At 65.4% G+C, this 11461-nt stretch carries 11 protein-coding genes; 1 reads left to right on the forward strand and 10 read right to left on the reverse strand.

Annotation, left to right across the window (positions count from 1 at the left end):
- Positions 1-5: 5 nt before the first annotated feature.
- From KUV81_RS18345 to KUV81_RS18365, 5 genes are all read right to left on the reverse strand, one after another.
- Positions 6-3164, reverse strand: a complete 3159-nt coding sequence (locus KUV81_RS18345) for an efflux RND transporter permease subunit (protein WP_222545350.1) — start codon at positions 3162-3164, stop codon at positions 6-8.
- Positions 3165-3176: 12 nt separating this feature from the next.
- Positions 3177-4814, reverse strand: coding sequence for an efflux RND transporter periplasmic adaptor subunit (locus tag KUV81_RS18350; RefSeq protein WP_222545351.1), 1638 nt, complete (start codon positions 4812-4814; stop codon positions 3177-3179).
- 21 nt (positions 4815-4835) lie between these two features.
- On the reverse strand, positions 4836-5387 hold the full coding sequence (locus KUV81_RS19805) for a heavy metal-binding domain-containing protein (RefSeq protein WP_261389497.1): 552 nt from the start codon (positions 5385-5387) through the stop codon (positions 4836-4838).
- Between the two features lie 126 nt (positions 5388-5513).
- Positions 5514-5921, reverse strand: coding sequence for a hypothetical protein (locus KUV81_RS18360; protein ID WP_222545352.1), 408 nt, complete (start codon positions 5919-5921; stop codon positions 5514-5516).
- Between the two features lie 161 nt (positions 5922-6082).
- On the reverse strand, positions 6083-6607 hold the full coding sequence (locus KUV81_RS18365) for a chorismate--pyruvate lyase family protein (RefSeq protein WP_222545353.1): 525 nt from the start codon (positions 6605-6607) through the stop codon (positions 6083-6085).
- A 140-nt stretch (positions 6608-6747) separates the two neighbouring features.
- Between KUV81_RS18365 and KUV81_RS18370 the strand changes: the two genes are divergently transcribed.
- Positions 6748-7143: a flagellar basal body-associated protein FliL gene (locus KUV81_RS18370; protein ID WP_261389498.1), complete on the forward strand. Its 396-nt coding sequence runs from the start codon at positions 6748-6750 to the stop codon at positions 7141-7143.
- A 3-nt stretch (positions 7144-7146) separates the two neighbouring features.
- On the opposite strand, the gene glpG is transcribed toward KUV81_RS18370, so the two are convergent.
- The 5 genes from glpG to KUV81_RS18395 all read right to left on the reverse strand — a co-directional run bounded on the left by glpG (position 7147) and on the right by KUV81_RS18395 (position 11420).
- Positions 7147-7968 carry a rhomboid family intramembrane serine protease GlpG gene (gene glpG / locus KUV81_RS18375; protein WP_222545355.1) on the reverse strand — a complete coding sequence of 274 codons (822 nt, stop codon included), beginning with the start codon at positions 7966-7968 and terminating at the stop codon, positions 7147-7149.
- Positions 7965-8282 carry a thiosulfate sulfurtransferase GlpE gene (gene glpE / locus KUV81_RS18380; RefSeq protein WP_222545356.1) on the reverse strand — a complete coding sequence of 106 codons (318 nt, stop codon included), beginning with the start codon at positions 8280-8282 and terminating at the stop codon, positions 7965-7967. The genes glpG and glpE overlap by 4 nt, the downstream gene beginning before the upstream one ends.
- Positions 8283-8411: 129 nt before the next feature.
- Positions 8412-9437 carry an L-threonine 3-dehydrogenase gene (tdh, locus tag KUV81_RS18385; RefSeq protein WP_222545357.1) on the reverse strand — a complete coding sequence of 342 codons (1026 nt, stop codon included), beginning with the start codon at positions 9435-9437 and terminating at the stop codon, positions 8412-8414.
- A gap of 12 nt (positions 9438-9449) precedes the next feature.
- Positions 9450-10646, reverse strand: a complete 1197-nt coding sequence (locus tag KUV81_RS18390) for a glycine C-acetyltransferase (RefSeq protein WP_222545358.1) — start codon at positions 10644-10646, stop codon at positions 9450-9452.
- A gap of 132 nt (positions 10647-10778) precedes the next feature.
- Entirely contained in the window at positions 10779-11420 is a 642-nt protein-coding gene (locus KUV81_RS18395; RefSeq protein ID WP_222545359.1) for a TetR/AcrR family transcriptional regulator, read from the reverse strand.
- Positions 11421-11461: the final 41 nt, after the last annotated feature.

Here is an 11461-nt window from a genome sequence, read left to right on the forward strand (position 1 = left end):
GTTATTTACCCAGCCTTCGCCGGTACTTCACTGGGCGCCCCCAGCCCCCGCCGGTAAAGCAGCAGGTAGATGGCCGGGATCACAAACAGCGACAGCAAAGGTGCGGTGACCATGCCGCCCACCATGGGCGCGGCGATCTTCTGCATCACCTCGTTCCCGGTGCCGCTGCCCCACATGATGGGCAGCAGGCCGAAGAAGATGGTGGCCACCGTCATCGCCTTGGGCCGGATCCGCATCACCGCCCCCTCGATCAGGGCGTCCTTAAGATCCTGCTCGTGGCGCATCAGCCCCTTCACCTTGTGAGCCTTGATGGTGTTGTTGAGGTACACCTGCATCACCACGCCAAACTCCGCCGCCACGCCGGCCAGGGCGATCATCCCCACCGCCACCGCCACCGACAGGTTGTAACCCAGCAGGTAGAGCAGCCAGGCGCTACCCACCAGGGCGAAGGGCAGGCTCAGCATGATCACCGAGGCCTGGGCCACGGAACCGAAGGTCATCATCAGCAGCAGGAAGATCACCGCCAGCATCATGGGGATCACCAGCTCCATCTTGGCTTCCACCCGCTGCATGTACTCGTACTGGCCGGCGAAGCTGACCGAGTAGCGCGGCGGCAGGCTCAACTGCTCATCCAGGGCGGTGCGGGCCTGCTGGATGTACTCGCCGATGGAGAGCCCCTGGATGTCGACAAAGACCCAAGAGATCAGCCGGCCGTTCTCACTGGCCAGCATGGGGGCGCCGTCGGTGATGGTCAGGGTCGCCAGGTTCTGCAGCGGCACGTACTTACCGGTCTTGGTCAGCACCGGCAGGTTGCGCAGCTTCTCGATGTCGTCCCTCAACTCCCGCGGGTAGCGGATGTTGATGGGGTAGCGCTCCTGACCCTGGACCGACTCGCCCACGGTCATGCCGCCGATGGCCATCTGCACCACGTCCTGGATGTCCTTGAGGGTCATGCCGTAGCGGGCCGCGGCGGTGAGCTTGGGCTCGATGTCGATGTAGCGGCCGCCGCCGGTGCGCTGGGCAAAGGCGGAGGTGGTGCCCGGCAGGGGCGCGAGGATCGCCTCCACCTCGGCGCCGATGCGCTGCAACTCGTCGACGTTGGCCCCGGAGATCTTGACCCCGATGGGGGTGCGCACGCCGGTGGAGAGCATGTCGATGCGGGTCTTGATCGGCTGCACCCAGGCGTTGGTGATCCCCGGCACCTTCACGGTGCGCTGCAGGTCGGCGATGATCCCCTCCATGGTCTGCCCCTCGCGCCATTCGCTGCGGGGCTTGAGCATGATGGTGGTCTCCAGCATGGTCAGCGGCGCCGGATCCGTCGCCGTGTCCGCCCGCCCCACCTTGCCGAACACCCGCTTCACCTCGGGCACGGTTTTAATCAGCCGGTCGGTCTGCTGCAGGATCTCCGCCGCCTTGCCGGCGCTCACCCCGGGCAAGGTGGTGGGCATGTAGAGCAGATCCCCCTCCTCCAGCTCGGGCATAAACTCCGAGCCCATCTGGGTCATGGGGTACCAGGCACTGCCCAGGGCCACCAGGGCCACCAACAGGGTGATCTTGGGAAAGCGCAGCACGGCCTTGAGGGCCGGTTGGTAGAGCGCGATCAGCAGCCGGCTGACCGGGTTCTTGCGCTCATCGGGGATCTTGCCGCGGACGAAGTAGCCCATCAGCACCGGGATCAGGGTGATGGCCAGGATGGCGGAGGCGGCCATGGCGAAGGTCTTGGTGTAGGCCAGGGGGTGGAACAGCCGCCCCTCCTGGGCTTCCAGGGCGAACACCGGGATAAAGCTCAGGGTGATGATCAGCAAACTGAAGAACAGCGCCGGCCCCACCTCTACCGAAGCGTCCTTGATCAGGCGCCAGTGGGCCTCCCCCTCCGGGGCCTTGCCGTGGGTCTCCCGGTAATGCTCCAGGTGTTTGTGGGCGTTCTCCACCATCACAATGGCGGCGTCCACCACCGCGCCGATGGCGATGGCGATCCCCCCCAGGGACATGATGTTGGCGTTGACCCCCATCCAGCCCATAACGATAAAGCTGATGAGGATGGAGAGCGGCAGGGTCACCACCGCCACCAGGGTGGAGCGAGCGTGCAGCAGGAACACCAAGCACACCAGGGCCACCACCAGCATCTCCTCGATCACTTTGCCCTTGAGGTTGTCCACGGAGTTCAGGATGAGCTCGGAGCGGTCGTAGGTGATCACCAGCTCCACCCCTTCGGGCAGACCCGCCTCGATCTCGGAGAGCTTGGCCTTGACGTTCTCGATGGTGGTCAGGGCGTTCTCGCCGTAGCGCATCACCACGATGCCCCCCACCACCTCGCCCTGGCCGTCCAGCTCGGCGATGCCCCGGCGGGCCGCCGGGCCGGTGCGCAGCTGGGCCACGTCCTTCATCAGCACCGGAGTGCCGGACTCGGACACCAGACCCAGGGGGATCTCTTCGAAATCCTTAAGGGATTGGCGGTAGCCGGAGGCGGTGATCATGTACTCCGCCTCGGCCATCTCGATCACCGAGCCGCCCACCGAGGCGTTGGCGTTGTCCAGCGCCTGCTTCACTGCCATCAGATCCAGCTGGTAGAGCGCCAACTTGTGGGGGTCCACCACGATCTGGTAGGCCTGCTCCATGCCGCCGACGGTGGCCACCTCGGACACCCCGGCCACGCTTTGCAGCTCCAGCTTGATGAACCAGTCCTGCAACGAACGCAGCTGGGCCAGGTCCTGGTGGCCGGTGCGATCCACCAGGGCGTACTGGAACACCCAGCCCACCCCGGAGGCGTCCGGGCCCAAGGCCGGGGTCACCCCCGGCGGCAGTTGCCCCTGGATCTGGGAGAGGTACTCCAGCACCCGGGAGCGGGCCCAGTAGATGTCGGTGCCGTCCTCGAAGATGACGTAGACGAAGCTGTCGCCAAACATGGAGAAGCCGCGCACCGTCTGGGCCCCGGGCACCGCCAGCATGGCGGTGGAGAGCGGGTAGGTGATCTGGTCCTCCACCAGCTGAGGCGCCTGGCCCGGGTAGGAGGTTTTGATGATCACCTGGACGTCGGAGAGGTCCGGCAGGGCGTCCAGCGGCGTGCTGCGCATCGCCTGCCAGCCATAGAGCGCCACCACCGCGGTGATGATCAGCACCATGGCACGCTGGCGCAGGGAGGCGCTGATGATTCTTTCAAGCATCTCGTGCCCCCCTTAGTGGTTGTGACCGGCGTGGGGATCGGCCCCCTCGGCCGGCGCCGCGTTGCCCTGGCTCATGCGCCGCAGGCTGCCCTGGATGCTGGCCTCGGAGTCGAGCAGGAACTGGCCGGAGACCACGATGCGATCCCCCTCCTCCAGCCCCTCGAGCACCTCGGCCCGGCCTTGGCTTATCATCCCCAGGCGCACCGGCACCGACGCGAAGCCGGTCTCCTCTCGCTGCACCACCACTCGGTTCTCCCGGCCGGTGAGGATCAGGGCCTCAGTGGGCACGATCAGCAGGTTGCGGCGCGGCCCGCCGTAGAGCTCGACGTCCACCAGGGAGCCGGGGCGCAGTTGCTGGCCCGGGTTGTCCAGCTTGACCCGCACCTGCATGGAGCGGGTGACCGGGTCCAGCTCCGGGTAGATGTAATCGATCTGCCCCTCGATCTCGAACAGCCCCTGGGCGGCGGCGGTCACGTCCGCCGGACGCCCCACCTCCAGCCAGCTCTGCTCGTTTTCAAACACGTCGGCGATGACCCAGACGGTGGAGAGATCCACCAGCTCGATCTGGGTGTTGCCGGGCTGGATGTACATGCCGTCGCGGATGTCCATGGCGCTGACCACCCCGGAGTGAGGTGCGTAGAAGGGCACCCGGTAGAGGCTCTGACGGGTGCGCTCCAACTGTCGGATCACCGAGTCGCTGATCCCCAGCAGCTCCAGGCGCAGCTGGGCCTTGCGCAGCAACTCCTTGCCACGACGGGCATCGGCACCGATGTAATCCAGCGCCTGCAGGTAATCGTCCTGGGCGTTGACCAGCTCCGGTGAGTAAAGCTCGTAGAGCAGCTGACCCTGCTCCACCTTCTGGCCGATGGAGTTGACCGCCAACCTCTCCACCCAGCCGGTCACCCGGGTGTGGATGTGGGAGATGGCGTCCTCGTTGTATTGCACCGTACCCAGGGTTTTGACGTAGCGCCACAGGCTGCCGCGCTCGACGGTCTCGGTGCGCACCCCCAAGGCCTGCTGCATGCCGCCGGAGACGCCCACCACCACCTCTTCGCTGGCCGCCCCCATCTCCACCTTCTCCAGGTTCATGCCACAGATGGGACAGGTGCTGGGAACGTCGGAGACGATCTGCGGGTGCATGGGGCAGACGTACTTGATGGTGGCCTCACCACCGCTGGTGGCCGCTTCCAGGGCCGGGGCCTCGGGCAGCGAGTCCAGCTGCATGTCGTGGCCGCTGTGGTCGTGACCGGCGTGGTCCGCCTCGCCCTCAGCTTCGGTCAGGAACATGTTGCAGATGGGGCACCGGTCCCCGGCCACCCCGGTTTCGTCCGGGTGCATGGGGCAGGCGTGGGTGTGGGCGGCCGCGTCGTGGCCGCTGTGGTCGTGACCGGCGTGGTCGTCCTCCACCTCGGTCAGAAACATGTTGCAGAGGGGGCACCGGTCTCCGGCCACCCCGGTCTCATTCGGGTGCATGGGACAGGCGTGGGTATGAGCCTGCTCCTGTGCCGCTGCTGTGGCGGCCGCCGGCTCGGCGTGGGCCAGCGTCCAGGCCACCGGCGCCAAGGCCAGGGCCAGAACGATGGCGGTGGCCACCCGGGTCTTCACCTTGGTTTGACGGTCCTGGCCGCCACATTGGCATTTCGTGCACATTACAGGCTCTCCTTGACCGTCTTAGTGGTGGCCGTGACCGGTCGGGTCGTCGTTGGGTTCCAGGTTCATGCCGCAGTGGGGGCAGGTATCACCGGCCTGGCCGACCACACCGGGGCACATGGGGCAGTGGTGGGTGGCGGCCTGGGCCACCGGCTCCAGCTTCATGCCGCATTTGGGGCAGTCGTCACCGGCGATGCCGATCACCTTGGGGTGCATGGGGCAGGCGTGGGTGTCGGCCTGGGCCACCGGCTCCAGCTTCATGCCGCACTTGGGGCAGTCGTCGCCGGCGATGCCGGTCACCTTGGGGTGCATGGGGCAGGCGTGGGTGTCGGCACTCGTGGCGTGGTGTTTGCCGTGATGGCCGCCATGGGGGCAGGCTTCGCCCTTGGCCTGGCCGCAGCACCCCTTATGGGCGCTGGCCTGTTTGCCGTGGGGGCAATGGGCGGCCTGGGCTTCGGTGTGGGCACCGTGATGGGTGCCATGGTGGGCCTCATTGGCCAACGCCAGCGGGGAGAGGATCAGGGACAGCGCCAGGGCACCCAGGGCCACGGCACGGGAAAACAGCTTGGTCATGATGACTCCAATTACATTCAAGTGTGGCTCAAGGCCGGTGATCCCCGCGTCCACGCGGCATCGCGGGGATCGGTACAACACAGACGGGTGTCAAAGTCGTCTGGGATCGCGGGTGTGAATGGGGAGTCAGGCGATGGGCGGCTTGCTGTCCTGGGACAGGGCCACGGAGTGGAACGACTTGGCCTGAGGCAGGGCGCGCTCAGGACTGGGGGTCAAACTGGGAAAGACGCTGCCGAGCAGCGCCACGCCGGCGGGACTGAACACCTTGCACATGCCGCAATCGCCGTTGCAGGGCTGACTGGCGTCGTGGCACTCCATCGGCTGGGTCTGGGCGCCGTGATCGCAGCAGTCGTGGCTGGGGGGCATGGGCTGGCCGCAGTGGCTGGCCGCCATGCTGGCGTCGCCATGATGGCCATGGTCGCCGTGCATCGCCGCCATCTCGGTAGCGGACAGATCCGGCATCAGATGCACACGGGCCACCGCGCCCTGGCTGATCAGGGCGACAATCAGCATCAGGGTACTGAACAGTCGCATCGCGGTGAGTCTCATGCTTGTCATGACCCTTAGTGTGACGGAAAGTTCACCGAACGCCAACCAGGGGCGGTCACAACGAGGCGAGGATCACGGAATCGATGCCGTGGTCGAAACCCTCCTCCGGGAGGAGAGTTTTTGGCTTTGAGGTCAGGGAGTTGGGGTTAGGCGCCTAGGGCACGCTCCGCCGCCGGCAGGAAGATCTCGTTGACCCTCAGGGGCCTGTCGGAGAGGGTAAACTGGCGACTGCGGCCCCACAGGGGGTGGCTCAGGGGCTGGCCCAGCTCCAGGGCGACTTGCCCGGCCCGGCTGTCGACGTCGTGGCGGGTGAAGGTCAGGCTGCCGCGGCTTAAGCTGTCGGTGGCGAACAGCAGCTCCCCCAAAGGGCGCTCTCCCAGGGTCTGGAAGTCGATATCGCCGGCGGCAAAGGTGGCCAGGGGCACCTCGGTCAGGGCGTAGACCCAGGGCACGCCATCGAGCAGCAGCAAGACTTCGCGATGCCACAAAGGATCGCCGGCCTGCCAGCCGGGGCCCTCCTGGGCGGCGGGCGCACGCCACTCCCCCAGCCGTCGCACGTCGAATTGGCGACACTGGGTTTTCAACCTGAGGGTCAGGGAGTTTTTGTCCTGCAACCAACTGGCCAGGGCCGGCGGCAGCGGTTGCGACCGTTCGGCGATAAGGGCCTGCATCCGGGGCTCCTACGGGGTGCTCTGGCGCCCATGGTAGCAAAAACCGGGCGCAAACCAAGGTTGAACCTTTGTCGTCAAAATAAGCTACTATAGGCGCCAAGGAAGCAGACTAATTTGTAGCAATGAAAACAGTAAGATGGATGATACTCCTGGTGGCCGCCCTGGTGAGCCTGCCGGGCCTGGCCGAGGAAGAGGCCGCCCCCATTGCCCACGACAACTACGGCTACTACGGCCTGGAGCCGGAGATCGTCACCAACTACGTCTCACCGCGCAAGCGGCTGGGCTTTGTCCGGGTCAGCGTCGAACTGATGCTCAAGGACGCCGACACCATGGAGCTGGTGGAGCACCACGCACCGCTGATCCGCGCCACCATCGTTGAGATCCTCGGCCAGCAGCCGGAGGAGAAGATCAAATCGCTGAGCGGTCGGGAGCAGATCCGCCGGGACTGCTACGACACCGTCAACGCCCTGCTGGCCAAGGAGGTGGGTCAGCCCCTGGTGGCCAACCTGCTGTTCACCCGCTACCTCTACGACTGAGCCTCAGCGCCGGCGGCTGTCTAGGGCCGCCTGGCCCATCCCTACCAGCAGGCCCCCCAGGTGGGCGGCGTTGGCCATGTTCATAAAGCCCATAAAGCCCATCACCAGCCACAGCAGCAAAAAGCCCACGTAGGCCGGCGGCAGCGCCAGCGGCGAGGCCGGATCCAACCTGCCGCGGATCCAGCAGTAGCCCACCAGGGCGTAGACCACCCCGGAGAGCCCACCGAAATTGGGGCCCACAAAGGCAAACTGGGCCAGGTTGGGCAGGGTGCCTGCCACCAGTAGCAGGATCAGCAGGGTGCCGCTGCCCTGGAACCGCTCGATGCGCCCCCCCAGGTACCACCACCACAGCAGGTTGAAGATCACGTGCATGGCGGAGAAGTGGATGAGCGACGGGGTGAAGATGCGCCACCACTGGCCCTGGCCCATCGCCTCCCAGGTGGGGAAGAAGTGGGTCCAGTTGAAGATGAGCTGGTTGAAACCGAGGATCCAGAATACCCAGATCCCCGCCACCACCGCCAGCACCGACAGGGTAAGAGGGCCGGCCCCGGCCAGGAAGCTGCGCCACAGGCTGCCTCCCCCGCCATACTGGAACCGGGCCTGGGCGTCACCGGACTGCCAGGAGGCGGCCATGTAGCGCTTGTGGTAGGGGTTGGCCACGAAGCGCTCGAACTCCTCCCGGCCCCGGTGGTAGTGCTCCGCCTCCACCAGCACCGCTACGCCGTCCTCGGCGCGCTCGAAGCGGGCGGTGATCCCCTTGGACTTCATGTAATCCACCAACGCCTGGGCGGCCCGGGGATCCCCCAGTACCCCGATCTCCATCATGGGGTGATCGCCTGCTGGCGCTTCTGCCAGCCCTCGAATCCGCCATCCAGGCTGTAGACCTGCTCAAAGCCCTGCTCCGCCAGGTAGGCGGCGGCACTTTGGCTGGAGATCCCGTGGTAGCAGCAGACCACCAGGGGCTGCTCAAACTCGGCGTTGAGGATGAACTCGGCCAGGTTGCCGTTGTGCAGGTGCAGCGCCCCGGGGATGTGGCCGGCGGCAAAGGCGTTGGGATCCCGGATATCGACCACCTGCACGCCACTTTGGCGGGCCAGGGCATCGAACTGCTCCAGGGGCAGGCACTGATACTGACTCATAACGCTTCCTTTTGCGGTTTGTTCCATTCTACGTGCTGGCGCCGGTGGGCACAAAAGCGGCCGGAGCGGCGTTCAGGGCCAAAACAACAACGCCTCCGGATGGAGGCGTTGTTCAGCAAGCCAAAGGGTTCAATCCCAGCTCAGGATCACCTTGCCGGACTGACCGGACCCCATGACGTCGAAACCGTCCTGGAACTGGTCGATGGGGAAGCGGTGGGTGATGATGGGGCTCAAGTCCAGGCCCGACTGCAGCAGGCTGGCCATCTTGTACCAGGTCTCGAACATCTCGCGACCGTAGATCCCCTTGATCACCAGGCCTTTGAAGATGACCTGGTTCCAGTCCACCCCCATGCTGGAGGGCGGAATACCCAGCATGGCGATCTTGCCGCCGTGGTTCATGGTCTCCAGCATGCTGTTGAAGGCCGAGGGCACGCCGGACATCTCCAGACCCACGTCGAAGCCTTCGGTCATGCCCAGTTCGGCCATCACCTCTTCCAGCTTCTCCTCCATCACGTTGACCGCGCGGGTGGCGCCCATCTTGCGGGCCAGCTCCAGGCGGTACTCGTTGACGTCGGTGATCACCACGTGGCGGGCCCCGACGTGTTTGCACACGGCCGCGGCCATGATGCCGATGGGGCCCGCCCCGGTGATCAGCACATCCTCGCCCACCAGATCGAAGGAGAGCGCGGTGTGCACGGCGTTGCCAAAGGGATCAAAGATGGACGCCAGATCATCGGAGATGTCGTCGGGGATCTTGAAGGCGTTGAATGCCGGGATCACCAGGTACTCGGCGAAGGAGCCCTCCCGGTTCACCCCGACACCGACGGTGTTGCGGCACAGGTGGGTACGACCGCCACGGCAGTTGCGGCAGTGGCCACAGGTGATGTGGCCCTCACCGGAGACCCGGTCGCCGACGGCAAAACCTTTCACTTCCTGGCCGATGGCCACCACCTCCCCCACGTACTCGTGACCCACCACCATGGGCACCGGGATGGTGTTCTGGGACCACTCGTCCCAGTTGTAGATGTGCATGTCGGTGCCGCAGATGGCGGTTTTGCGGATCTTGATCAGCAGATCATTGTGCCCCAGCTCCGGCTTGGGCACGTCCACCATCCAGATCCCCTTTTCCGGGTGCAGCTTGGAGAGTGCTTTCATGGTTGGTCCCCGTCAGATGATGCCCAGCTCTTTGCCGATGCGGGTGAAGGCGTCGATCGCCTTGTCCAGCTGCGCCCGGGTGTGAGCGGCGGACATCTGGGTGCGGATCCGGGCCTGGCCCTTGGGCACCACCGGGAAGGAGAAACCGATGACGTAGATCCCCTCCGCCAGCAGGCGGTCGGCGAACTCGGAGGCCAGGGCGGCGTCGCCGATCATCACCGGGATGATGGCGTGGTCGGCCCCGGCCAGGGTAAAGCCGGCGGCCCCCATCTTCTCGCGGAAGTAAGCGGCGTTGTCCCACAGCTTGGCACGCAGGCTGTCGCCGCCTTTCATCATCTCCAGCACCCGGATGGAGGCGGAGACGATGGCCGGGGCCAGGGAGTTGGAGAACAGGTAGGGGCGGGAGCGCTGACGCAGCCAGTCGATCACCTCTTTCTTACCGGAGGTGAAGCCGCCGGAGGCGCCGCCCAGGGCCTTACCCAGGGTGCCGGTGATGATGTCGACGCGCTCCATCACCTTGCAGTGCTCGTGGGTGCCGCGACCGCCTTCGCCGACAAAACCCACGGCGTGGGAGTCGTCCACCATCACCAGGGCACCGTACTGGTCCGCCAGGTCACACACCGCTTCCAGGTGGGCGATCACGCCGTCCATGGAGAACACCCCGTCGGTGGCGATGAGGATGTTGCGGGCGCCGACCTCACGGGCCTGCTTCAGGCAGTTTTCCAGCTCCACCATGTCGTTGTTGGCGTAGCGGAAGCGCTTGGCTTTGCACAGGCGCACCCCATCGATGATGGAGGCGTGGTTCAAAGCATCGGAGACGATGGCGTCTTCCGGGCCCAGCAGGGTTTCAAACAGGCCGGCGTTGGCGTCGAAGCAGGAGGAGTAGAGGATGGTGTCCTCCATCCCGAGGAACTCGGACAGTTTGTGCTCCAGCTCCTTGTGGATGTCCTGGGTGCCGCAGATGAAACGGACGGAGGCCATGCCGAAGCCGTGATCGTCCAGGCCCGCCTTGGCCGCCTCGATCAGCTGGGGGTGGTTGGCCAGGCCCAGGTAGTTGTTGGCGCAGAAGTTGATGACCTGGTCACCGCTGGCCACCTCGATGGCGGCCTGCTGGGCGCTGGTGATCACCCGTTCGTTCTTGTACAGGCCGTCCGCTTTAACCTGTTCAATCTGGTCGCGGATCTGCTGGTAAAAGGCGGAAGTGGACATGCTGTCTCCTCTGGGTCCGTCTCGTTGTTATCGTTGAAATGACGCACAGTCGAATTTGGCGCACATTCTAGCCGTCGCCAGCGGTGAATGCAGCCCTTTCACGCGCTGGCGACTCTGGTGTGACCTGTGGGCTCAGGCGGGGGTGTCGGCCAGGGCCCGGTAATGGGCCACCAGGCGTTCGAAATCCGGCCGCGCCTTGGGGGCGATGTAGCCGTGGAACAGCGCCAGGATCTGCAGCACCCCCTGGTAGACCCCCTGCTCGGTGATGGGCTCATCCAGGGCCTGGGTGTAGAGGTGGCTGATCCAGAAGGTGACCACCATCTTGATCCCCTCGGCAAACTCCAGGTGGTACTGCTCGTCGATGGTCATCACCCCCTGGGCCTTCAGGGCTCGCAGGTTGTCGGTGGCGGTGCGCAGCACCCGCTCATGGGCCATCAGGTAGCGCCGATGCAGCTCCGGATCCCGGGCGAGGATCTCCGGCAGGCTGGCGTAGAGAAACCGAAACCGCCACATCCCCTGGAACATGCCGTCCAGGTAGCGTTTCATGATGCCAAAGGGGGTGTCGTCTTCGCCGGGGCCGTAGGCTTCTTCCAGGTAGGATTCGTACTGGGCGAACAGGGCGCGGATGATCTGCTCTTTATTGCGAAAGTGGTAGTACAGATTGCCGGGGCTGATCCCCAGGTGGGCGGCGATGTGATTGGTGGTGACGGCCCGTTCGCCGTGCTGGTTGAACAGCTCACAACTGGCCTGGATGATGCGATCTTTGGTTTTCATACTGGCACCTGTCCACAGAGTGGCCGCTAGAGTAGCACCGC

The organism is Ferrimonas balearica, assembly GCF_019802085.1.
GTDB lineage: Bacteria > Pseudomonadota > Gammaproteobacteria > Enterobacterales > Shewanellaceae > Ferrimonas > Ferrimonas balearica_B.